A 25255-nucleotide genomic window follows, 5' to 3' on the forward strand; every position below is an offset into this window, starting at 1 on the left:
AAAAATAGCCTAAACATTATAAGAAAAGTCTTCATGATTGAGGGTTAGATTCGGGCTGTAGTATGGATCAGTCGTTAGCTTGTCTCCCCATTTCTGTTTCATGTACTCGATTTCTTTTTGGAATCGAGCTTGCTTTTCAGGGTTATCTTCGGCACCTCTGCTTAGGGATTCGTGATGATAAAGACAAGCATAGGGAGTCCAGAGATTTCTATAGCCTTTATCACGAACTTTTAGGCAAAAGTCCACATCATTAAAGGCAACCTTAAGATGTTTTTCTTCGAAACCCTCGACTTCTTCAAAAACAGATTTACGCACCAGCATTGCAGCAGCTGTGACAGCAGAAAAATTCTGAACCAGTTTCAGCCTGGAAAAATAACCAGGGTTGACATCTGAGAAATACTTATGAGTGTGCCCAGCGACGCCACCTATTCCAAGAGTGACACCGGCATGTTGAATTCGATTGTCAGGGTAGTATAGTTTGGCACCAACACAGCCGATATCAGGACGTGACACTTGTCTGACCATCTCATCAAGCCAGTCGGGACTGATCACTTCAATATCGTTATTAATCAGTCCAATAATACTGCCTTTAGTTTGTGGAACACCAAAGTTATTGATGGCTGAATAATTAAATGGAAAATCGTAATTGAGCACTCGGATATTATTGTAGCTTGAGATTCTTTCGAAGTAATCAAGTGTTTTATCACAAGTAGTCTGGTTGTTTAATACAACTATTTCATAGTTCGGATAAGTTGTTTTCGTCCTGATACTTTCAATACATTGTTTCAGAATCTCATAGCCATCACGAGTAGGTATCAATAAGCTGACAAATGGCAACGGCTTTGGCATAGGCCATATTGTCCGATAGGTGTTTGCCAGTTGGCCTTTTCTGACTTCAACAGGTATATAAGTTGCTTTAAAGAAATCTTGCAGAGCCTTGTATCCTGCCTCTGTTGTGTAGTTTTTTTCGCCTGAAGACAGAGCAGTGGAGCCCTTTATAGCCCGCCAATGATAAAGAATATGAGGGATATGAGCAATTTGACCATTTCCAATTTTAGCGACACAACGAAGAAGTAAATCATAGTCCTGACTACCTTCCAGGCCAGATCGGAATCCTCCCACTTCCTTTATTAATGTTGCATCAAACACACTAAAATGAGTGATATAGTTATGTGAATAAAAAAGATCACGATTCCAGTCTGTTTTGAAATGCGGCTCGTATCTCACACCCTTTTCATCAATTTTGTCTTCATCACTATAAAGTAACCTGACTTGCGGTCGCTCATTGATGGTCTTGGCGATATAAAACAAAGCATGTTCAGCCAGACAGTCATCATGGTCGAGCAAGCCGACATAGTCACCAGTAGCCAGTTCAAGGGCAGTGTTACTGGCTTTGGAGATATGACCATTCACAGATCGAAATGTGACTTTAATTCTTGTGTCTTTTTCGGAATATTCATTAAGAAGGGTGCGAACCTGCTCATCAGTAGAGCAGTCGTCAGCAATACACAACTCCCAATGACAATAAGACTGCTCTAGTACAGAATCTATACATGCCTTTAAAAATAAAGGTTCAGTATTATAAGTAGCCATCACAATACTGATCAAAGGCTTTCTATTTAGCTGCTCGAGTTCATTGGTAATTTTTCTTTTATCGAATACTGCAGGTTCATGACGTTGTTGCCACTGTGGATAGGTCAGGGTTGCCTTGCAAGGTGAAAAGCAGTGGTTATAACGCTCCAATAGCTCCGTAACGGCCAGTCCGCTATGACTGTCCGTAGTATGTCGGGTCGTTAACTTTTTGATCATCAACTTGCGAGCATAAGCAGAAGTCAATCGGGTCATTTTCAGTTGTTTTACAGAAAAGCTACAGGGCTGCTCTGAAGGATCAAAGCGTATAGCTAAAGGTCTCTGAGAAAAGTAACAGACCCTTTTAAGAGGCTTACCATTTGTTAAGGGCAGGAGAATTGCGTTCGCTTCATTAATACCCTCTCCATAATCAACGTAAAGCTTGCTGTTGAGCCGTGTAGCAGAACTTTCGACTTGTACCTCAAGCATATACCAGCCTTTAGGCTGGTAAGCCATAGGTTTTAATTTAAATGCAGGGTCTTCACCTGTTGACTGCCAGTCAAAACCACCGCTTGCTTCTCGAAGATCTGATTTGGGTAACAGTCGAAACTTGGGATTAACGCTCAACCAGTGCCTGATATTAAGAATTTGACCTAACAACTTTTTTACACGCTTTTCATTTTTAAAATTACCGATTTAGATAACTTCATAACTCACACAGACTTAAAAAAGTGCTCCTGCAATACCCAGGATGATATAAATGGAGCACAGCTCAAAACGCTACCGCTTAGCTCAACGAGGAAGCTATAACGTCCTGCAGATATTCCTTAAACCGGCCATTAAGCTCAGGATGACGCAGTGCGTATTCAACATTAGCTTTCATATGACCCAGCTTGCTGCCACAATCATAACGAATACCATCAAACTCATAAGCATGGATCGTCTGTTCTTGCAGTAGTGTAGCGATAGCATCAGTCAGTTGAATTTCACCACCTGCCCCGCGAGGTGTGCTTTCAAGCAACTCAAAAATACGGGGTTGCAGCACATAGCGCCCAACAATAGAAAGGTTGGAAGGTGCTTTATCTACCGAAGGTTTTTCAACAACCCCCTTTAGCTTGTATAGCCGGTCACTCAACTGAACCGGATCAATAACACCATACTTATTAACCTGATCCATAGGAACCTGCTCGACAGCAACAACCGAGCTTTGATCTTCCTGTGCCAATTTAATCATGCTGTTCAGACAGGGTGTTTTATCACAATAGATCATATCGTCAGCAAGTAGAACAGTAAAAGGTTCGTTACCAACAATATCTTTTGCACATAACACGGCGTGGCCTAATCCTAGTGCTTCCTGTTGACGCACATAAAAGCAATTAACGCCTTTGGGCAAAATACTTTTTACAGTATCAAGCAATTCTGCTTTACCTGCCTGCTCGAGCTTGTATTCAAGCTCAAAGTTTTTATCAAAGTGGTCTTCAATTGAGCGTTTAGTCCACGATGTGACAAAAACCAGATCAGTAATCCCTGCCGCAATAGCTTCCTCCACTGCATATTGAATCAAAGGCTTATCAACAACTGGTAGCATCTCTTTTGGGCAGGCTTTTGTTGCAGGCAAAAACCGGGTTCCCATACCCGCTACTGGAAAAACAGCTTTTTTAATTTCATTTCCCATATACTTGATCTATATATCTACTATTATATCTGACGATTAATGAGGACTCTGCGAAAAAACCTGAAAACTCCTAACTTTTATGCTGGTTATGGAAGCTGTCAATTTTCAGATCATTCTGGTTTCCGACACTTTAGCAAAGCTATCTGCCTGAAAAGCGGGTTACTATTTCGAGTTCAAGACAACTTTCTGGTAAGATTTATGTAAAAAACATCAAACACTATCAGGACTTTTTCGCAGCTTGCTCTGATTTATATGTACTTTTCGCAAACGGATAGGATATCCATACATAGACGTTGAAAAACGTCCTTGTTTTCATAAAATCTAAATTCTGATTACTATTCTATCAAAAATTATTAGATAGTTTTCAAGCCATACTCACCTTTTTCAGCTAACTTTCTTATTTCATATGCTCTGTCGCCTCGAACTCTAGAGCGTAAATAATCTGAAATCAGCTTATCATTTACTTCCTTGCCTTCAATTGAACTTAACAAGTCAACTATATTCTTTTGAGCCACTGGATTTAAAGAGTAAGAAGAAACCTCACTGTCAGCTTCACCAAGATTATGACTGACTCCATTTTTGTTCAAGAAATCAACATACTTATCATACTTATGAGAGTAACTTGCATTAAACAATCCATAATCAGCTTTTTCATAAAGCTCATCAACCGTATGCTCACCGTTGAATTCATCCAGGAACATGGTAGGGAGATTTAGATACTCACATAGTTCTCTTGTTCTAGTGTCAAATACTAAATTCAGAGCTGGTGTTCCAGCCTGAATAGCTCCCATATTTCCGTGAAATCTCGTACCGATAGAGAAATCAACTTGTGCCATGTAACTAAACCATTCATCAATATCAAAGAACCATTTTGTATTTTCATGAAACCAATCTCTAAATTCTCTTTTTGAGTACTTCCCGTTATTGTAGTATCCAAACATGTACTCAATATCTTTGTCTTCAACTTTCTTTTCAACAGCTGATAAAAGATCAACCTCACTCTGCGCAATGTATGATTCGCAATTTTCTATTGCAAAATTATTAATATGAGCAATATTATCCCGGTAGTGCCCAGTTGGGGTATAATGAGTCACTAGCTTAGGTGAATTAGGTAAAGCTGACTTATTGACCTTAAAGTTTCGATCTAAGTTCATAAAAATTGATGGACAACCGATCACTTCACCATTAGTTACTCCATACTCTTCAAGAAGGTTATTTGTGAAGTTGCCACGGACACCAATAGTTTCACTTCTATTAGCAATTACTTTCAAAAACCTTTCTGTTCCTTTTGTGAGTTTAACCTCTTCAGTATAGCTATTTGCTTGAGCACCAGCACCAATCATTACAATCTGCTTTACATTAAGCCTTTCGATGTTATCTGCAATAGGGCCCAGATCAGTATGAGGGCTCATGAAATTAGACATCGAAAGTACAAGTTTATCAGCACCCTTAGGTAGCTCATTAAAAGATGAAATAACCTCCATCCCAGAAAGCTGTTTTTTTACTGCTGTTTCAAAAAAATAATTACCAGTATTTCTAACAGTGACATCTAATTTCTCTCTCAAAGAGAGTTCTGGGTTAACAATATTTGGTACGGTTTGTAAAAAAAATGTTTTCATATTAAAGAATCCAAAAAAAGTACGGCATTTATCTAAATAACACTCAAAGATATTATTTTCTTATGCCATGAAAATATTAGAAAATCCACAAAATACTTAGCCAAACTGCAAATAATACATTTATTGCAAAATAGCTCACAAATAATCACCAGAGCTGATAGCACAAACTATAATAATAAGCTAGCGGGTACTGTACAGCTTAAGTCGTGTTTCAAATGAGTTGATACCACATTCTCGCAATGAACTCCCCGATGACCTTGTCATGCAATTCTTCTGATCGAGAAAAGCAGATAGTCTTACGGGTTAACCGTTTCAGTCGAGTACGTAGTGTCAGGTTTGTTCTCTCGATACTTTGTGACAGCTTCTTAGGACAACATGGATGTCTTCTGGCAGTTCTGAGCCGTATGGCTTCCAGCCATCAGTGCAGTAAAACTTGAATTTGTAGGGCTTGGTCAATTTTATCAGCTTCTTCAGCGTTTTCCTTGACCTACGCCCAAAGTCATGAGCGATTACCCTCTGGTAGCGTGGTTCCCAAGCATAGAACAGCCACCGCTGATTCTTTTTGTTGCCAACATAAGACCATTGTTCATCCATCTGACAGATCAGTACCAATTCTTCATTGTCGAAAGGAAGTGATGTTACTTTTGGCGGGTCAAGTTTTTTAAGTGACTGATGACCGTAGTAGGGCTGACTCCCAGGACACGACCTGTATCCCAGATGCCAGAACCGTTCATGGCCATGTTCACTATGCGTTCGTGGGCACCCGGCTTATTGGCGTTGTAGACAAACTCAAGCTGGAAGCTTTGTTTGCAGCTTTTGCATAGGTAGCGCTGTATACCTGAAGGTGCTTTACCGTTTCTCACGACCACAACTGTGTATCAAAGTGAACGCAAACAACTTTAATGACTGCTATAGGAAAATCAGCAGAGTAGCAGAAAAACTTGTTCGTCAGATATACGGATCAACGCATTTGATTCATGACCCTGTTCTTGAGAACAGAGCCAGCCTTACCTATTTAGAAACTTAGTCCATTTTGAAGACTGCTTCGATGACGTTATTTGAGGGGCAATCATTTTATTCAAAGCTGACTCCATTGAAGCGTGAAGGTATTCTTTATCTATAGATGCGACATTAGAAAAACCAACCCGTCCTTCTTTTTTTCCGAATGACTTGAAATGTAACAACCCTGATTTAAAATCCCCATTCTGAACTGCTGCAGCCACATCACTATGCATTGCTAGATATTCACTTTCATCCCTTTGTAACAACCTATTCAAAGCAGTTTCATATTCATCTTTGAGCTTTAATGCTCTAGCAGCCTGGGCTTCAATAGCCAAACCTTCATAGTAGGGCTTTAATGATTTTGCTAACTGATTGAAGTCGTTTATGCCTAGCTGCTTATGGCATTCTTCGTCTGCAAATATTGCTTTATAGTATTTCAGAACTTTTAGAAAATGACTTTCCTTAACAATTGAGAATGAAATCAAACTGCTTAATAGTTCTCTATATTTCTTATTTACAAGAAGAACTCTAAATTGCATATTTTTTTCTGTTTTTATCTTAGTTACAGAGAATGTTAAATCTGCCGATTTTTCACCAAATGCCTTTGCTGCATTGATCGCTCCTATTTTTATTGCATAAGTTACTAACTGCTTCCGAACTTCATCATGCTGCCATACATCTCCTCTCTGTATAGGTAAAGCAAGGTCCGAGAAATCAGTTTGAGCGATGCTGTGCTCAACTCTTTGAGCTTGCAAGTTTCGAGCCTGTTTACCTACTGTTAGTCGGATATAATCAAGGCAAGCATTTGGTTGTAGATTTGGATCTATTTTTGATACAACTCTATCGAAATTTTGGAATGCAGAAGTATTTGAAATCATACTAGGTCGGCCAACTTCATAGAGATACAAGGGCTCGGGCAATATTCTAATTTCACCTTTCATTTGCAAGGCCCTGAAGAAAAATTCATAGTCCTCATGACCAACGCCTCTATCCTCAGTATATCCACCTACTTTATCGAAAAATTCTTTTCGAATTAGCGCTGTTGCAGCACCCAGTATATTTTCTTGACAAGCAAGTGAAAGAGGTCCTCCTAATGGCAGATAAGAAACTTTTTGCTGGTATTTCTCTAGTTGGAAGATAGCATTCTCTCGCTCGCTTAAATCCATAAATAAATTCAAACAATTGACAATATCACTCTTAGAGTACTGTATTGATTTCACGAGCTTTTCAATTAAATATGGGAAAGCAATATCATCATCATCAAGAAAACAAAGGTAATCACCCTTTGCATTTTTGGCTACAGTATTTCGTGCAGCTCCAAGATAAGCATTTTCTTGAATAATAAGACGATGCTGAGTCCCGTCAAACATTCCTTTTATTTCATTTAGTGCTTGACTTGCACTTTCAGATTTAGAGCCATCATCAACAACAATAATTTCAATATTATTATATGTTTGTTGTATAATTGAATCTAAAGCATCAAATAGTTTATCTGGCCTTTCATAATGCGTTATCCCAACGGTGACCAAAGGCTGGGTGGTCGTTATAGCTGCTTCAGGTTTTTGAGCTAAGATTTTCTTATGAAAAAGCTGCCAACAGTCTTCAATCTGCTTATGAGTTTTTGATAGTAACGGAACATTTTTAGGGCTATCAATCCAACTTGCAATCTTATCAGTCAAATCATAATTTGTATCAGTGTCTGCTAAACAGTCCTGCCAAGTGTCTTTATTTATCAGCTCTTTCGCACCACCTTTTGAGCTAGTAATAAAAGCCTTATTTAACAGCAATGCTTCTAAAACCGTATAAGGAGAATTTTCCTCCGATGGTATAACGATGAGAGAGTTTTTATTCGCGGACAAATATTTAACAGCTTCGTTTCTATGCATATCAGTATATATAGAGAGTTGAAAATTCCAACTCTTAGCTCTATTAGCTAAATATATACCTGAATGTTTCCCATTTATTTGACCAAACTTCCCAAGAAACGTCACCTTGACTCCGTTTTTTAGAATCTTATCCTTTAGTTTGTCTATTGCATCACAAAATTTAACAAAGCCCTTTCTATCTTCATGCCTAGCAAATAGAACAATCTCATTTACTTTATTACATTCCCTTTCAACGGAAATCTCACTAAACATCGAAAGCTCATCAACAAGTACAGAACCAAGATTCTGAATTACACAAGTTTTCTTCGGAAACGAATAGTCAGCTTTCTCTTTCAAAAAGTCTAAAAGATATTGACTTGGAGAAACTACGTAGTCCGCATCGCGCGCACATTGCCTCTCCATATGATCAAGCTTCAAATGCCCTTCTTCGTGATACATTGATTGATTTATAGCTGTAGTCCATACTGTTGGGCCGTGCATTTGAAGGACTAAGTTCGATGAACCAAAAGCTAAACCTTGTTTTTTTGAAGAAAAACAATAAAAACCAAGTGCTTTGTAGTCATGAAAATGTATTGTATCGTAACTTTCGCCTTTAAGTGTTTGATAGACGGCATAAGCTCTCCCTTCAATACTATCTACTGGATGAACAAAAGCTTGTGCACGCAAAAATGATAAATTAATCTGCTTTTCTTTGAGAAGCGCAACCATTTTATTTTGTAGCTGAGCAGATATCTCACCAACACTACAGTACAGTATATCGACTTTGTTTTTTGGGTCTTTTGCAAGAAGCAGTGCCAACTCATAAAAAGCTGCACCAATGCCTCCAGAACCCTGAAAACCCGCTAACTCTTCAGTTACCAAACAAACTTTCATTTCTTATCAACTCACTTATCGAATCCAGAATTGTAGATAAATTCAAACAACATCAACAATTCAAAAAAAATCAATGACTTCTATTTTGATCTGAAATTAAAATCAAAAAGTCAAAAACATTAAATTAATTTAGCACTTATAGCTATTGATTTTTCATCTGCCACTCTAATGTTTTTCTTATACCAGTTTCAAATGACTCTAGGGGAAGGTCGGTGTTTTTCAAGATAGTGGGCCCTCAATAAATACTCCAATGTTCAGACTTGTAGAGTCATCATCAAAAGAAATATCGAAGGCCGCTTTACCCTCTGCAATACCATGTGATTTCAAATCATCTCTATAGATTACTCGCTCTACTTCAATTAGTTTTTCATTTATTTTAATTGTTACTGGTTTATTAATGGCTGTTTTGCCGGCAGATGCGATCCAACCCCTTACCCTGTCACAACTAACTTCATCTATTACGCCAATGTAACCCGTCAAGGGTTTTTCGTTATCTTTTTTTGTTGATTTTGATTTGAAGGTTTTTAACATATACGGCAACCGGTAAAACTTTAAATGATGGTAATCTTATAGTGACCGTTCAGGATTTGTGAGCGATTTTTAGCTAGAATGGTTGCTGTCCAGTAAAAACAAGGAAGCTACACTCAAAATGTACATTTTTGCTTACAAAAAATGAATAGTTACAATTTCTATAGTTAATTAAATAACATACTGAGCCTGGGCCCACTCACGATATGACCCATCCATCACACTTTTCCACCAATCTTCATTCTCCAGGTACCACTCAACAGTTTTCCGAATCCCGGTTTCAAAGGATTCTTTAGGCTCATAGCCCAACTCTGAACGGGTTTTTGCTGCATCAATCGCATAACGACGGTCATGGCCGGGGCGGTCTTTAACGTATTTGATCAGTGATTCTGAGTTGCCGACTATCGCGGACTTTGCTTTGGGGAAGCGTTGTTTGAGCTGGAGGCTAGACAGAGAATTGTTCCCGACATTCTCTGCATTCCCACCATCCTTGGCGATCAAAGCTGGAAGCTGGAAGCTTTCATTCATCAGCTTACAGACGAGTTTAACTATGTCGATATTATGCCATTCGTTGTGGCCGCCAATGTTGTAGTTTTCACCGACTTTGCCTTTGTTGAGAACCAGCTCGATTCCGCGGGCGTGATCTTCTACGTAGAGCCAGTCGCGGATTTGTTTACCGTCGCCGTATATGGGGAGTGGCTTGTCGTGCAGTATGTTTGTGATCACCAGAGGGATCAGTTTTTCCGGGAAATGGTATGGGCCGTAGTTGTTGGAGCAATTGCTAATTGTGGTCTTTAGGCCGTAGGTTTCCTGATAGGAGCGAACCAGGTGGTCACTGGATGCTTTGCTGGCTGCATAGGGTGAGTTCGGGGCGTAAGCAGTTTCTTCAGTAAAGGCTGGTTCACTTAACGACAAAGTGCCGTATACCTCGTCAGTAGAGACATGATGGAAACGATGTTCTTTACCTTTTAACAGGTCTTCGTCCAACCACACTTTTTTTGCCGCTTTGAGCAGGCTGTGGGTGCCTATGATATTCGTTTCAAGGAATGCATCCGGGCCTGTTATGGAGCGGTCTACATGGGATTCAGCTGCAAAGTGGACTAAGGTGTCGATTTTATGGTTTCTCAGTAAACCTTCTACCTGTTTTGTAACCAGAATATTCCCGTGTACAAAGGTGTAATTGGGGTGATCTTTGATGGGATCAAGGCTGGCAAGATTTCCTGCATAAGTCAGGGCATCAAGAACTACGATGTTATGCTCGGGGTATTGCTTTATCCAGTATTGAACAAAGTTTGCTCCAATGAATCCGGCGCCACCGGTGACTAATAGTGATTTCATGAAACTGGTTTGTCTGACTTAAGCTCTGTGAGCACGGACCTGAGAGCACTTCGCCAATGTTCAATGGGAAGCACTAACTCAGAGTATGTCAGCTGTTTGTCCAAAACGCTGTATTTAGGGCGTTCAGCCGGAGTAGGGTAGGCCGAAGTTGGAATTGGTTTGACCGGGATGCTTTTTTTCAGAATGCCAAGAGATAACGCTTCTTCCTGGATCGCCACAGCGAAGTCGTACCAGCTTGCTACTCCGGCGTCGGTCCAGTTGAAGATAGCTGGAAGCTGGAAGCTGGGCAGAGAATTGTTCCCGACATTCTCTGCATTTCCACCATCCTTGGCGGTCAAAGCTGGAAGCTGGAAGCTGGAGGCTTGAAGCTTTTTTAGTGATTGCCAGCAGCATTGTGCTAGTGACTTGGCGGAAGTGGGGGTGCCAATTTGGTCAAAAACGATACCTAGCTGATCTTTTTCTTGCATCAGGTTGAGCATGGTTTTTACAAAATTATTACCGTGGGAGGAATAGACCCAGGCTGTGCGAATGACAACGGCTTTGTTTCCGAGAATCTCAAGTACCTGCTTTTCGCCCTGAAGCTTGCTTTCTCCGTAGACACTGACAGGGTTGGTTTTGTCTGTCACTTTATAGGGCGTTGATTGAGAACCATCAAAGACAAAGTCTGTCGAAACCTGAACCATCGGGATGACATGCTTTGAGCATGCTTGCGCCAGGAAAGCGGCGCCCTTGGTGTTCACTGCGAAAGCTGAATCACTGTCTGTCTCGGCTTTATCAACCGCAGTATAAGCCGCGGCATTGATCACTGCTTCAGGCTGATGAGCATCAAAGTAAGCATCAACAGATACCTGACAGGTAATATCCAGTCGATATCGATCAGCACAAAGTAGCTCTATTCCTTCAGGCACAGCCCTCTGCAACTCATACCCCAATTGCCCATCACAACCCGTAATTAAAACCCTCATCTTCAACCTTCCCTAACCCACCTTCCAGACCGAAAATTGTTCCCGACATTTTCGGCACTTCCACCATCGCTTCCAGCTTCCAGCTTCCAGCTTCCAGCTCCAACAAACGCAACAGCATTCTCATCCTTACCAGACAGCAAAGGCTGCTCCCCATCAACCAACGGCCATTCAATCCCCAGTTCAGGATCATCCCAGGCAATACTCAAATCATACTCAGGCGCATAATAATCTGTGCACTTATAAACGAAATCAGTACTCTCACTGGTGACATAAAAGCCGTGGGCAAAACCTTCGGGCACCCAGAACATACGTTTATTTTCTGAAGAAAGGTAAACACCGTGCCATTGACCGTAGGTGTCAGAGCCTTTTCTCAAGTCTACAGCGACATCAAACACTTCGCCCTGAATCACTCTTACCAGTTTTCCCTGAGTGTGTTGAGTTTGAATATGAAGGCCTCGCAATATCCCTTGTTTTGAGCGGCTGTGATTGTCCTGAACAAAGTGGGTTGGAAGACCCAGTTCTTCAAATTTTTTGGCTTGCCAGGTCTCCATGAAAAAGCCGCGTTCATCACCAAACACCTGAGGCTCAATGACCTTAAGACCTTCAATGCCTGTTTCCAATGCTTTCACTGTCTTGGTACCTCAGGCAACTTCAGTCTTATGTTGTTCGAACCAGCTGATACCTTCCAGTTCTTCGATAATATTCATGAGGTAAATACCATAGCCGCTCTTACGCAGTGGGCCAGCAATTTCAAACAATTGTTCTGCACCAATGTAGCCCATTCTATAGGCTATTTCTTCAGGGCAGGCAATTTTCAAACCCTGTCTGGATTCAATAGTTTCAATATAAGCTGCAGCATGAAGAAGGCTTTGATGAGTACCTGTGTCCAGCCAGGTTGAGCCTCGACCGATAGTGGCAACATTCAGACTGCCTTCCTTAAGGTAACAGTCAATTACAGACGTGATTTCCAGTTCACCCCGTGCTGAAGGCTTTACCGATTTAGCAAAGTCTAGAACCTTGTTATCGAAGAAATATAAACCCGTTACAGCATAATTTGATTTGGGCACTGAGGGTTTTTCTTCAATGGTCAAAGCTTTGTTATTTTCATCCAGTTCTATAACACCATAATCCCGAGGGTTACTGACCCGGTAACTAAAGATTGTGGCCCCTTGTTGTTTATCAGCCTTTTGAAGCAGACTGGAAAACTTGTGACCGTAAAACAGATTATCACCCAATATCAGAACGCAATCACTTAAACCTATAAACTCTTCTGCCAATATAAAAGCCTGAGCGAGGCCATCTGGTGAAGGTTGAGCCAGATATTCAAGACGGATACCCCACTGCGAGCCATCACCTAACAGCTCTTTAAAGCGATGCTGTTCTTGAGGTGTGGTGATAAGAGCTATTTCGGTAATACCCGACAGCATTAATGTTGCCAGTGGGTAATAGATCATGGGTTTATCATAAACCGGCATTAGCTGTTTGCTGACAACACGGGTTAAGGGATAAAGGCGGGTGCCAGAGCCTCCAGCCAGGATAATACCTTTTCTGTTAGATTTTCCCATCTTAGATCCTGATTGCCGGGTTGTTAGAGGCTCAACATTACATGAGCTCTCATCGTAAACTGATAGATAACCTGCACAACATCGCTGGTATATTGCATGTTTTTTTCATCAGCTTGTAGCATAACAAGCATTACATTGCCGCCTTTAATGTCATATCTGGAGAGGTCGCCATTAAACCGGTGATTGTTGAGCGAGGGTAGGGCCGTCATATCTACAACGGTGCTCAATGATGTCGTTTTTCTGTTCCGGGCTGTCTCAATCGTCACCACCTAACTTTAAATTGTATAGCTTGAGTAGGTAAGCTTCGATCTGATCGGTAATTTTAATCAGTTCGGGAGCCACAGCCCATGCTATGTTGAGCGCATCAGCCCGTTGTGACTCAGCTTCCGGGTAGTCTTGAGAAAGTACATTACGAATTTCACGCATTTTCCGCCAGCTGTCAGCAGAACTGAGGATATGTCGCTTTTCCATCCGTGATAACGTATCTGCCATATTCAAGCCTTCTTCATCTTCCATTCGTAGTAAGTTTCTGAAGAGCTTGTTGCCAATACAGTCTTGCAGGCCTGCAAATCGAACTCTGAAAGCGTCGAGTTTTTCAAATAGCGCTTCATCTTCCGACTTGAGTGTTTGAGCAGTCAATGGAAAGTGCTGTTCAAGCCTACTGAGTGAGGCTTTCATGCGTTTGACGGCTCTTTGGGATTCAGACCAGTTTTGCTCAAAAAGGGATAGATATTTTTTATTGAGTGGCATTGTTCGTCTCAAAGATCAGAAGGCTTTGAACGCAGTATGCTGCCGATATTGCCACCTTACAAGCTCAATACCACGGCGGTGCTCATAGCCACCTGATAAATCACCTGCATGATATCACTGGTGTACTGCATGGTTTTCTCATCCACTTGTGGCATAACCAGAATTTCATCGCCGGGTTTAACGTCGTATTTGGCGAGGCCGCCGCTAAACCAGCCATCGTTATACTCAATACGTGAAATAGTGCCGTCACTATGGAGTATCAGGACACGGGACTGATCTGCTTTTTGAGAGTATCCCCCTGCTGAGGAAACGTAATCCGCTATAGTCTTGCCATTGTCAAAAACCATGGCATTCGGGAACATAACTTCGCCGTGCACCTGAACCAAAACGGTTTTATTAGGAATAACGACTCTGTCCTGGTCTTTCAGCAATACGTCCATGCGAGTTTTATTTTGACCTAACAGCACCTGACCACGTGGTTTTGTCTGTCTGGCTCTTTCTACGAACTGAAGGATTGAGTCTGCATCGGCTTTTCTTAAATTGGCTTCGCCTATGCTTTTGCTTCGTGCTGAGAGTGCCGCTTGTTCAAGCTGCTTCAACTGTACATCGAGCATGGCTTTTTGGCGTTCTGCTACTGACTCTCTGAAGAGTTGCATCGCTTCTATGTTGGAGCGGTCGTTAGGGGAGAGGCGGGCCATTAGATCTTTAATGGTGCTGCCATAAGGGAGGATATAAACGGCCTGGCCATTGTGTTCGCCCTCTACGGAAACGCTGATGGTTCCGGGCATTTTGTCAGAAACAACGGTGACTTCATCGCCACTCTGGAGTTGAACGTCGGCTGTTTTAGCAATAGGCAGGTATTCCACGTTACGCTTGGCCATTTGGTTTCTGGCAATTCGAACATGGGTGGCCTCGGGTAATACACCGACCATATCCAGTGCGTCTTTCAGAGCTGTCTGGCCGTTGGCGAATTCAATCTGAACCGGGTTTTCCACTAAGCCATCAAAGGCAGCCACCCCTTGTCGTGTGTTGACAACCAGAGTATCACCATCGCCCAGCTGAATCTGTTCAATGGTGCCTGTAAGAAGGAACTCATAGAGGTTAAAGGTGGCTCTGGTCTTGCCATTACGTTTTAATTCAACATTCAGGTAACTACCAGACTCTGGGCGTATACCCCCGGCTTTTGCCAGAAAGGCCAGTATTGAATCCGATGAGAAGCCACCATAAAGGCCGGGTGATTGCACAAAGCCGGTCACAAACAGTTTGACCGGTTCTGCTGCATTCAGGCTGGCGTAGACGTTGACATTCTTTTGGTAAACACTGCGAACCTTTTTCTCGATCACCTGATTAAGGTCTTTGTTGGCAACGCCTTCCAGTTTTACAGGGCCTACTTGTGGGATAAAGACATTGCCCTGGGCGTCGACCGTGAGTTCGACGGAAACTTCATAGGCTCCCCACATTTGCAGAGTGACTCTGTCGCCAATGGCCAGAGTGTACTCAGGGTTGAACCCTTTAAACTCGGCCTGCTTGAAGCCATCAAATAAATTTTGACCGAATACCGTACGCTGGGTGACGTTTTCAACCAGTTCCGGGCCCACTGTTTCTGTTTCGGTGGATTCGGGGATCGCTGTGTTTGCATAAGCCGCCATGCTCAGCATGAGAGCGGCTGTTGATGAAATGAGTGGTAGTTTCATAGATTCATAGTCTTGGAAATCGGGAATGCTTTAACGATGCTGTTTTATTGGTCTTTCGTCAATCACGATGCTCATGGATGGTGGCGCGAATCATACGGGCCAGCGCAAAAATCATCAGCAAAACCAGCAGTATGTTGATGAGGGAGTAGGCCACCTTGGGGTACTTGGCATCTTGTGCCTGGTAAGGACTGCTGACGACGACGAGCTGTTTTAATTTACGACTCGCCTCGGTGCGTGTTGTTTCCAGGGCAACCAGTGCCGATGTATAGGCTTGGGTAGCCAGATCGAGATCCAGTTGTAACTCTTGTTGTCGAGCGGCAAGATCGTTCAGCGAAGTAGATCCACTGTCGACCAGCTTGTCCTTTTCTGTGGTGATCTGTGACTGAAGCGCGCTGATCCGTTGTTTTAATGCAATGACCTGGCTTGAGTTCTCGTTCAGATAAGAAGTCAGGGTCTGCAATTCGGTTTGGCTTCTGATCAATTCTGCCTGAAGCTCATTCATAATACCGTTAAGGGCGGCTCCCTGTTCCTCGACGCTCAGCAAACCGGTTTCGTTCTGGAAATTCAGCAGTCTGCGAGTGAAGTCCTTGAGCCTTTGTTCTGCTCGCTCAACTTCTGAACGGACAAACGTCAACTGTTCATTAGCCAGATTGTGACTGATGTCATTTACAAAGCCTTCGCTCTTTAGAAGAATCAGGTCGGTGATTTTTTTGGTGTATTCGGGCTCAAAACCCTGAACCTCCATATCCAGCATGCCATTGGTATCATTGTATCGAACGTTGATATGACTGCGATAAAAGTCGAGAAAGTCTTCCTGACTGGCAGATGGGGAGAGTCTGGAGATCCAGTCGGCAGATTCAATGTAATGTTGTCTCAGGCTCACCTCTTGATTGAGGTAGTCCAGCATGTCGGGTGATTGTATAAAGGTCTCCAGGATTCGCTGGTCATTGCTGGCCTGTGGTGTCACACCAAACAGGCTAAAGCCTTCAATAGAACCGCCACCTGAGTCACTTCTTTCAATAAGGAAGCTGGCTTCAGAGACATAACGATCTGAAGCGATCAGGGTAAAGTATACGGCAGAGAGCGCCCAGGGAATAAGAACTATGGCGGTAAACCACTGCCCGGTTTGATGAGTCAGCAGCGCTGACTTAAGCTTATGAGTCAGTTTAAGCCTTTTTAGCTTTTTCTTGATGGTGTAAGCAGGCGCGTCGGGCTTTTTAGACTTCGGTGGTGTTCGAAGAACTTCGCTTTTGCTGGCGGGTTGTGCTTCTTTCGGGGGGGCTTGAGGCGGTGTTTGAATGGTATCTGGCATGTCGATAGGGTCAGGTCAAATTTACATGGAGTTATAGGCGGCAATGGCATCGTCGATGCTGTCATGAACATGGATAGAGCCATTTTTTATATAAATGCCAATATCGCACTGCCGCTTTAGCTCATTGATGTTGTGTGAAACAAAAAGAAAGTTGGCTATCCCTTTTTTGGCATCAAAGGTTTTGCGACATTTTTCTCTGAATCGTTTGTCACCGACGGCTGTTAGCTCATCGATCAGGTAGTAGTCAAAGTCAAAAGCCATGCAAACGGCGAATGAGAACTTGGATCTCATACCGGATGAGTAGCTTTTGAGAGGCATTTCGAAAAAGTCGTTCAATTCAGAAAAGTTTTTGATGTATTCGATCTTCTCCCCGATTTCCTCTTTGTCTTTTCCGTATATCCGGCATATAAACTCAGCGTTCTCACGTCCTGTCATGCTGCCCTGGTAACCGGAAAGTCCCAGGGGCCATGAAACATTACCTGCTACTTTAATGCTGCCCTTATTAGGGTGGTCAACACCGGCCAGCAGTCGCATCAGTGTGGATTTGCCACTGCCGTTAGCACCAAACACACCGATGTTTTTATCACCCGGCAAAACAAGGTCTACATCTCTGAGTATGTAGTGGCGACCGTTTGGCGTAGGGTAATACTTTGTGACGTTCTTGAAGGTGATCATTGTGTCAGCATCCTGCGCCAGTTGGCCCGAAGCATCAGAAGGCCTAATGTAAGCGTTGTTAAGGCCCACATCTCTACGTACTCAAGACTGAGCAGGCTTGTGTCATAGTCGTATGAAAAGCCTGAGCGCATAAATTCAAAAATATGGACCAGTGGGTTCCACAGCAAGATTTCCTGTGCGGCTGAAGGCAGCTCGTTGATGGAGAAGAATGTGCCAGAGATGAACATGAGAGGTCTGAGCAGGGTGGGTATAAATTTTCCAGGTTCGGGGTAAAGCGTATTGAGAACCCCAAATATCAAGCCTAACCCGAATGCAATGATGCTCAGCAACAGATAGGAATATATGATAATGAGACTATTCACCAGATTGACTTCATAACCAACCCACCAGGTGATCAGTATGATGCCGGACAAGACGATAAAAGAGGTGATGAATTCAAGTATGAAGCGGGACAAAAACGTATCAAAGACCCTTACCTGACGGTATATGAGCAGGTTTCTGTTGGCACTGACTGCATTCAATGATTGCGTTACGACTTTCTTGAAATACAGAAAGGGAGCAATACCTGTTGCCAGAAAAAGAGGAATTTCAAGACCTCCAACAGAGCTTCGTCCCCCAAAGTAAAACAGCCCCATGAAAACGGCCATCTGCAGGATTGGTTCGATAAAAGCCCAGGCTATACCAAGCCGGTAAGCTCCAAAGCGGGTCTTGAGTTCACGTATGAGTAGTGCATGCAGTACAGCATACTGAATTTGTAAGGGAGATCTTGATTGCATCAGAAAAATGAGGTCAGCCAGCTCAAACCACTAGGAGGCTGACCGAGAATAGACTGCCCTACTGCGGCGGCAGCAAATTGGTCTGAAAATCCGCTTTTGTTCGTCAAATAGCTCGCTATTCTCCTCACAAAACCGAATTTTCATCCTCAATTTTCTGCCGTCCTCGCTACGGGCGCTATTCTCGGTCAGCCTCCTAGCAGGTTTGTAGCCTGGATTTGCATCGATTTATATTCAGGCACGCTACCGCCCTTCGGGTTTTGCTTCATGAATTGTCATAGGACAGGTACGAGCACGCATATACTGAAACAGCGTGTTAGGAATTTGGCTGTGTACTATAAACTTTGTGTCTTATTCAGGTAATTGTGTATTGTCGCACTTGATTATTAAGATTTGATTACATTACTTATTGCTGCGGCGTTCATGTGCAGGTGCGAAAATAAGGAAGGTAAAAAACTCTGTGTAAAAAGGCGGTAAAGTATCTATGTTTCTGATATCCATATTCATATTTTGTCCATGGAATGTACAGTCTGTATAGTTTTTGTAATCTATACGGCACTGATTTTCTATGCAATAAGTGTAATCCCTTATACCCTTATTAAAAAAAGTGTGAGTCACATTTTGCGCTCAGCCTAAGGTGTTTGCGCACAAGTTCTGGTGTAACCAAGCTCTACCTGAAAAAAATGACAATCAGGCTCATGCATTAGGTCAACGAAAATAGTAATGATTCAGGGCATGCGCACTATTTGACAGGTTGAAGTAGAGGTATATAATCAGAAGTCTTCTAAAGCCTGTAAGCCTGATCCCTTGTCTCGCTTATCTTGAAAATTTCCTGGGTACACGTCGTATAGCGTAATGTGGACACGGCTTTATCGATATCCTTGTGATCGGTAATTTCGACATCATTGTAAACGTCGATACACAGGAGGAGATCGGTCAAGAAAAAGAAGTGTGGCTGCTAGCTTTTCCGAAACTGACGAGAGGCGTTCCCTCACATTACAAGTTAAGCTTAAGCCCTCTTTATCCTGTCAAATTTCTGAATTGCTTTACCCGCTGGGTAATCTGCTTTCCTGAAACTACTGAAAGATGAAACCAGATTAAAATGATATCAATCAACGCAGACACTCATTGCAACGATATTACTATCAACAAAATGAATAGTGATATCAATGGTCTTAGTATAATGGCTAAGGGGAGCGGTAATACACTGATTATTGAATCTGGCGCTAAAATCAACGATCTCAAGATCAACCTTATTGGTGATGGTAATAGTGTTATTATTCGAAAAGGGGCAATTTTCTTTGAGGGAATTATTACTGTTTCCCATAAAGCTAATGTTAATATTGGTCACAGATGCAGATTTGGACACAGACTGGAACTGATCGCCGAAAAAGAATCTATAACCTTCGGTGACGATTGTATGTTAGCCGCAGGCGTGCAGCTCAGGACGACCGATTCTCATCCTGTTTTCGATTTAGCCAGTGATACAAAAATTAATCAATGTAAGAGTATTGAAGTGGGTGACTATTGCTGGATAGGAAAAAATGTAACCGTTTTGAAAGGGGCGCAAATCCAACCATGTAGTAGCGTTGGTATTAACTCAATTGTTACAGGGAAAACGACGCCGTTTTCGGTATGGGCCGGGTCGCCAGCGAAGTTGGTTAAAAGTGGTGTTATCTGGTCAAGATTGAATAGAATTGATAGCTATCTTGATGAACCTATCATTGTAAGATATTTAAAAAAATATAAGGATCTCATTCCGGAAAATTTACGCGACACTATTGAGAAAAAAATAGAAAGCTTCTAAAGCACTGTGCTCAATCTCTGAGCTAATGGTGCAAACGGCTACTGTCGGGTAAGTGTTATAATAGATTGAGGTCACAACATATAAAATATGTTGTGTGGGTCAGACTTTATTGTGAGATTCCCTGTTTAATGGTTTTTGAGTCGAGAAATATTGCAAAATTTCTTAAAACTTTATACCTGGAGTCATTACAGAATCCTATTGGATCGCTCGTTAGCTTTTTCATTCTTTTTAACAATAATGGCCTGTTATCTGGTACTTTTGAAAAAGCTCCATCTGGCATATGACGATGTGGTAGCAGGCCTTTATTTTTAAGAACCAGAAGCTCATTTAGTTTTATTTTTAATGCCTCCACGTCAGGTTTTTTTACATTTTTTTGTAACCACTGTTGGTTAACCTTAGGCACATAACCAGCAGCCAGTTGATCAAAGGTTGTCAGGCATCCACTGCCTACAAAGCTAGCTGTATGAATATCTTTTCGTATCCCAAAATCACTTAAAATAGCTGTTGGGATGCTGCGAGCCATAGCCTCTATTGCGACAGTTGAACTGACAGTAATGCATAGGGCAGTGTGCTGAAGGATTTCTTCGACCGGTTTGTAGGTAAATCGCAAATTATCCGGAAATTTTAATTTCAGCAATTTTTTTATTCTTTCAAGGTGCCATATTTGTTTATGAATTGTTCTGCCGCCAAGTTTGCAACGGGGCTTTATTAATATGGTTTCCTGAGGTTTTGATTTTGCTAAATGAACGAGTTTTTTTAGTAAATAACATCTTTCACGAAAATTCCTGGGCGCAACAAGCTGTTCAAAAAAAACTATATCCTTTTGTTTGTTGACGAAGTTGTTTTTGATATTTAAAAGCTGAGGGTAGCCAAAACAAAAAGCGTTGTCTGGTGAAAAAGCAAGCTCTTTCGATAATTCGATATATCTTTCGTAATCGTTGGGGCAATTGAATAATATTAGATCAGACTGTACTCTGGACAAAATGGTTGCATCATCCCCCTCAATGTATCCAGAAAAACAACTAACAATCAGTTTTGAATGATTTTTTTCAAAAAAATTAATAAATTGTTTGTTGGTAAAGTTCTCAATCAAAATATCGTTATTAAAACAATCACCCAGTGAATGTTTAATTGCATGTTTAGAGAAATTTAATGATGAGTATTTTTTAAGCAAATTGTATAAGCTGACATTATATGAAATTTTAAAAAGATTAAATGAATAATCAAATTATGTATTCTTTTAGTTTATTCAGATTGTAATCTGACTGCCCTTTGCAATTGACAAAAAAGTCATTGTCTCCATCGCTTGTTATCTCAGGTATGTTAACAATGTATTCGACAGTCTTTTTGTAATCATCGATATAATGGAATAACTTTTTGCTGATCGCTTCTGAAAAATATTCCTTGGCATTTTCGCCATAGGTCAGAACTTTACATCCGAAAAAACTGGCTTCATATGCCACTGTAGAACTTTCAACAACTACCGCATAAGCCTGATTTAAGAGTTCGTATATATTTTTTGAGGTGGTTTCTTGTATATCAAAAAAAGTATAACTAGAAAAATGGTCTGTATATTTTTCTATCAAATGGTGACTTCGAGGATGCAGTCTTAAAGAGATCTTGAATTTATCCTGAAGATTATTGTCAATTATCGTGTTAACCGCCTTGGTTATCATTGATTTTGTATGGTTGTGAGTATATTGCTCAATAAATACAATATTCTTGATCTTTTTACCTTCTCTATTGCTTCCATTCTTATAAGAAAATAAGTCTAACTTCCCACCCACTAGCACTTCTGGTGCTAAATCGTCTTTTACTGGCTTTATGTATTTTCTTGAAGTCTCACCCCAGACCCAAAAAGTATCTGGTAAGATATCCTTTTGATGATCAAATTGTTTCAAGTTATGAAAGTTTGGCCCCAGAATCCCATGTTGTACTTCTGCCGTTTTTATTCCCAGCTGTTTGCAGGCAATAACCGCAGCCAGGCGTTCAGAAGAATAAAAGCTGGTTAACATGAGAAGCTTGGGAGAGATGTTAGATAAAATATCTATGAAATTATCTGATCTTATAAAGATAGATTTAATCCATCTGTCAACATAATCATAACTGAATGGGCATAATAATTTGTTCTTTCGAATGAAGAAGAAGAGTTCTTTCAATCCTCTTATATTACGTTCTTTAAAATTATTGGGTATAAATTTATCAATCGGTTTCTTGTAGTACAGTACATCTCTTTCAAATTTGATTTTTCTAAAGCTGTTATCAAATGGAAGAATGCTCAACTGTGAAAACTCTGACATTTTATCTTGAATAGGCTGAAAAATTCTATTTTCTGAAGAACCGTTCTCGTTCAAAATTAATGAGTCAACAGCTTCAAGAAAAACAATGTCATACTTATTATTAAGGCAATGCTTTTCTTTCGCCAATAGCAAATTATCGCCAACCTCTTTTGCGAAAAGTTTGTTTTGACGGAACGAGGAATCTCTATTAAAAACTGAGTAAGTTTTTCTATTGGCAGAAGCCAATAGTCCGGCACTATCAAAAGACCATAGGTGAAGGCCTGCTAATAAGCACTTTACAGCGTTCCAGACATGCCAGTTATTAAATTTTATGTTTTTTACGTTAAACTCTTGTTCAATACGACTGATGTTTTCTTCAACAACTTTAGGGTTTATTGAAAATGAGTCCATATTAAATGATTTCTAGTTTGTAGTTGATTTTAAGGCCATACTTTTTTTCTAGAAATAGTTTTTTCTTATATTGTTTTTTTGCCTTATTGCTAACTAAATTGCCATATAGCATTCTACATCGTGGGTTGATACCGCTACGTATTATATATTGCTTCAATCTGAATAAACTCATTTCAAAATTGCCGCAATGATAATAGCATTCAGCAGATTTTATTCTTGATGATTTAGCCGCTTTATGAGTATTTATAATATATTCATAATACCCCAAAGCTCGATCAAAATTTCTAAGTGCATGATATGAGTCACCTATCAATTCAACTATAGGCAAGCCGTATTTATGCTGGATTTCATCATATCTTTCTTTAGAGAACAGCCGTACAACTTTATAAAAGGATCTCATTCTAAAGAGTTCTCTGGCAATATCCACTTTCAGAGTCTCATGAACTTCATAAAAACGTATAATTCTTTCAGCAGAAAAATTATTGTTAGCCCTACGATATACTTTTGAGAATTTCACAGCTAAAGGGAATGTCTTTGGGCTGATCTTGCAGGCTAGTTTAATTAATTTTTCAGTGTTTAAAGATTTTTTACCAAAAAAAGAAAAATATCTTCTTATAAAAAACGATTTAATTTTTATAAATGGATTCAGCATTAATCAAATCGTCAATATTGTCGATATCAATTGAAAACTTATGTTCCATCTCGAATGGAATGACTGGCTTTTCAAAAAGATTTAATCGTTTTATGAAATTCATAAAATTTGATATATAGATTGCTCCATTAATTAAGTATGTTGACTCTAAACTTTGTCTTGGGGCGGTAAGGCTAGCCCAGTCAAAAACCGGTTCAATAACACCATTCCGTAAATATAAATTCTTTTGAATAGGGTGGTCTGTTTTGGTGACACTTACCAGGCTTTTAGCATTAGACGCATTAAATCTTTCCTTGGCATCTTTGATGTGTGTGGCACTACGCAAGGGTGATGTTGGCTGTAAAAGTATAAAATGCGTCGTTTCCTTATTCTGATTTACAAGCTCCAATAAAGCATGTTTGACTACATCAAGACTGCTGGATGAATCTGTTGCCAGTTCTTTTGGCCGGTCAATGACCTCAGCCCCCCAGGCCAAACTGACCTCTTTAATTTCGGGGCAATCTGTTGTTACAACAATATGCTCAAAGCATTGGCTTTCCAGCGCTGCTGTTATGGTGTGCGCAATCATCGGTTTACCAGCAAGGTCAAGAACATTTTTGCGGGGTAAGCCCTTAGATCCTCCTCTGGCCGTGATAATGGCGGTATAGGTATTTTTTTGCATCAGGCTACTTCTTTAATGGTTGGTGCTATTAGTGAAAAGTCAACGTCATTGAACAGTTTTTGGTCTGCAGCAGACCAGATTTCTTCTTTCTGTATAATTGACATGAACTTTTCTGTACTATTGCCATCACCAAAATAGCTGTCTCTTCCCGTATTTTTATAGTGTGAGGCTTTTTGAATAGCTTTGTATATATCTTCGCTATCGTAACCAGTATTGATAATGCCTTTTGCAAAATATCTTGCATTCTGACGGTTGCCGATATTAATTGATGGCATACCATAGAAGGGTGTTTCACGAATACCTGCGCTGGAGTTGCCAATCATGCATTCAGAATTCTTCAGTAACGTCAGGAATGACTCAAACCGGATAGAAGGGTAAATTCTAAAGTTTTCTCTGTCCTTCAATCGATCGTATTCTTTAAGAATATAATCTGAGCCTTCGTCATTGTTGGGGTATACAACCACAAAGTTTTTTTGACATTTCAATAAAGCGTCAACCATTGCCTTGGCATTGGCTGGCATATTATCAATATCAGTGGTTACCGGATGAAATAGAACAATGCTGTAATTTTCAAACGGTATAGCATAATGTTCCTTCACCGTATCCAAATCAGGCAGGTCAGATGATAGCATGGCATCTATATCGGGTGAGCCGATATTATGAATATATTCTTGCCTTTCTCCCATCTGGACCAGTCGTTTTACTGCCTCATTATTACTCACCATATGTAAGTGAGATAATTTAGAAACAGAATGACGAATAGATTCGTCGATCGTGCCAGAGCGCTCACCCCCCTCAATATGACACACCAGTGTATTAGTAAGGGCTCCTACAATAGCGCCCGCAAGGGCTTCGACACGGTCACCATGGATGACGAGCATGTCTGGTTTATTTTCATGAATATAGCGTGAGAGGCCTTTAATGGTGCTGGCCAGAATCATCTCCATTCTGTCGCCAACATGCTGGTTCATAAATGTGTAAACAGATTTATAACCTGCGCTTACAACTTCTTTGGCAGTGTAGCCATAGCGTTGTAGTGTATGCATGCCGGTAATAAATACTTGGCATTCAAACCTTTCATGGTTATCAGTAGCAAGCATTAAAGCCTTCATCTTACCGTAATCAGCGCGTGTCCCTGTAAGGAATAGTATTTTACGTTGCTCCATGACTTTCTTTTGTTGTTTAGAAGAGAATATGAAAAGCTGTCGAATGAACTTCGAC

The 25255-nt window shown here is 40.9% G+C and carries 20 protein-coding genes and 1 pseudogene; 1 reads left to right on the forward strand and 20 read right to left on the reverse strand.

Features of this window, described 5'->3' with window-relative positions; translation table 11 throughout:
- Positions 1–9 precede the first annotated feature (9 nt).
- From KBW69_RS14815 to KBW69_RS14885, 15 genes and pseudogenes are all read right to left on the reverse strand, one after another.
- Complete coding sequence (locus KBW69_RS14815; protein ID WP_257281353.1) at positions 10–2196, reverse strand: glycosyltransferase; 2187 nt, start codon at positions 2194–2196, stop codon at positions 10–12.
- 160 nt (positions 2197–2356) lie between these two features.
- Positions 2357–3244, reverse strand: a complete 888-nt coding sequence (gene galU, locus KBW69_RS14820) for a UTP--glucose-1-phosphate uridylyltransferase GalU (RefSeq protein ID WP_257281354.1) — start codon at positions 3242–3244, stop codon at positions 2357–2359.
- A 353-nt stretch (positions 3245–3597) separates the two neighbouring features.
- A complete protein-coding gene (locus tag KBW69_RS14825; RefSeq protein WP_257281355.1) occupies positions 3598–4863 on the reverse strand; it encodes a polysaccharide pyruvyl transferase family protein in 1266 nt (421 codons plus the stop codon).
- A gap of 211 nt (positions 4864–5074) precedes the next feature.
- Positions 5075–5732: pseudogene (locus KBW69_RS14830) on the reverse strand (IS1 family transposase).
- A gap of 138 nt (positions 5733–5870) precedes the next feature.
- Complete coding sequence (locus KBW69_RS14835; RefSeq protein WP_257281356.1) at positions 5871–8624, reverse strand: glycosyltransferase; 2754 nt, start codon at positions 8622–8624, stop codon at positions 5871–5873.
- Between the two features lie 219 nt (positions 8625–8843).
- The gene (locus KBW69_RS14840; protein WP_257281357.1) at positions 8844–9155 is read right to left on the reverse strand and encodes a hypothetical protein; all 312 of its coding nucleotides are present in this window, start codon (positions 9153–9155) and stop codon (positions 8844–8846) included.
- A 168-nt stretch (positions 9156–9323) separates the two neighbouring features.
- Complete coding sequence (gene rfbB, locus KBW69_RS14845) at positions 9324–10490, reverse strand: dTDP-glucose 4,6-dehydratase (RefSeq protein WP_257281358.1); 1167 nt, start codon at positions 10488–10490, stop codon at positions 9324–9326.
- Complete coding sequence (rfbD, locus tag KBW69_RS14850) at positions 10487–11455, reverse strand: dTDP-4-dehydrorhamnose reductase (RefSeq protein WP_257281359.1); 969 nt, start codon at positions 11453–11455, stop codon at positions 10487–10489. Before rfbD ends, rfbB begins: the two co-directional genes overlap by 4 nt.
- 2 nt (positions 11456–11457) lie before the next feature.
- Positions 11458–12084 (reverse strand): dTDP-4-dehydrorhamnose 3,5-epimerase, encoded by a 627-nt coding sequence (gene rfbC / locus KBW69_RS14855; RefSeq protein ID WP_257281360.1) that lies wholly within the window; start codon positions 12082–12084, stop codon positions 11458–11460.
- Positions 12085–12096: 12 nt separating this feature from the next.
- Positions 12097–13020 carry a glucose-1-phosphate thymidylyltransferase RfbA gene (gene rfbA, locus KBW69_RS14860; RefSeq protein ID WP_257281361.1) on the reverse strand — a complete coding sequence of 308 codons (924 nt, stop codon included), beginning with the start codon at positions 13018–13020 and terminating at the stop codon, positions 12097–12099.
- Between the two features lie 255 nt (positions 13021–13275).
- Positions 13276–13698 (reverse strand): hypothetical protein, encoded by a 423-nt coding sequence (locus KBW69_RS14865; protein ID WP_257281362.1) that lies wholly within the window; start codon positions 13696–13698, stop codon positions 13276–13278.
- A gap of 128 nt (positions 13699–13826) precedes the next feature.
- Positions 13827–15428: a polysaccharide biosynthesis/export family protein gene (locus KBW69_RS14870; RefSeq protein WP_257281363.1), complete on the reverse strand. Its 1602-nt coding sequence runs from the start codon at positions 15426–15428 to the stop codon at positions 13827–13829.
- Positions 15429–15522: 94 nt separating this feature from the next.
- Positions 15523–16776 (reverse strand): hypothetical protein, encoded by a 1254-nt coding sequence (locus KBW69_RS14875; protein WP_257281364.1) that lies wholly within the window; start codon positions 16774–16776, stop codon positions 15523–15525.
- 21 nt (positions 16777–16797) lie between these two features.
- The gene (locus KBW69_RS14880) at positions 16798–17451 is read right to left on the reverse strand and encodes an ABC transporter ATP-binding protein (protein ID WP_257281365.1); all 654 of its coding nucleotides are present in this window, start codon (positions 17449–17451) and stop codon (positions 16798–16800) included.
- A complete protein-coding gene (locus KBW69_RS14885; RefSeq protein ID WP_257281366.1) occupies positions 17448–18227 on the reverse strand; it encodes an ABC transporter permease in 780 nt (259 codons plus the stop codon). Before KBW69_RS14885 ends, KBW69_RS14880 begins: the two co-directional genes overlap by 4 nt.
- Positions 18228–19326: 1099 nt before the next feature.
- Here KBW69_RS14885 and KBW69_RS14890 point away from each other — a divergent pair.
- A complete protein-coding gene (locus KBW69_RS14890; protein WP_257281367.1) occupies positions 19327–20031 on the forward strand; it encodes an acyltransferase in 705 nt (234 codons plus the stop codon).
- A 106-nt stretch (positions 20032–20137) separates the two neighbouring features.
- Here the strand turns inward: KBW69_RS14890 and KBW69_RS14895 are convergent, their stop codons facing one another.
- From KBW69_RS14895 to neuC, 5 genes are read right to left on the reverse strand one after another with little or no spacing between them, the layout of a single operon-like run.
- A complete protein-coding gene (locus tag KBW69_RS14895) occupies positions 20138–21205 on the reverse strand; it encodes a DUF6716 putative glycosyltransferase (RefSeq protein ID WP_257281368.1) in 1068 nt (355 codons plus the stop codon).
- A gap of 49 nt (positions 21206–21254) precedes the next feature.
- Complete coding sequence (locus KBW69_RS14900) at positions 21255–22721, reverse strand: hypothetical protein (protein WP_257281369.1); 1467 nt, start codon at positions 22719–22721, stop codon at positions 21255–21257.
- Position 22722: 1 nt separating this feature from the next.
- Positions 22723–23373, reverse strand: coding sequence for a hypothetical protein (locus KBW69_RS14905; protein WP_257281370.1), 651 nt, complete (start codon positions 23371–23373; stop codon positions 22723–22725).
- Positions 23348–24034 (reverse strand): cytidylyltransferase domain-containing protein, encoded by a 687-nt coding sequence (locus KBW69_RS14910; RefSeq protein WP_257281371.1) that lies wholly within the window; start codon positions 24032–24034, stop codon positions 23348–23350. The genes KBW69_RS14905 and KBW69_RS14910 overlap by 26 nt, the downstream gene beginning before the upstream one ends.
- Positions 24034–25200, reverse strand: coding sequence for a UDP-N-acetylglucosamine 2-epimerase (gene neuC / locus KBW69_RS14915; RefSeq protein ID WP_257281372.1), 1167 nt, complete (start codon positions 25198–25200; stop codon positions 24034–24036). Before neuC ends, KBW69_RS14910 begins: the two co-directional genes overlap by 1 nt.
- Positions 25201–25255 lie beyond the last annotated feature (55 nt).

The sequence above is a fragment of the Endozoicomonas sp. ISHI1 genome (assembly GCF_024606225.1).
Taxonomy (GTDB): Bacteria; Pseudomonadota; Gammaproteobacteria; order Pseudomonadales; family Endozoicomonadaceae; genus Endozoicomonas_A.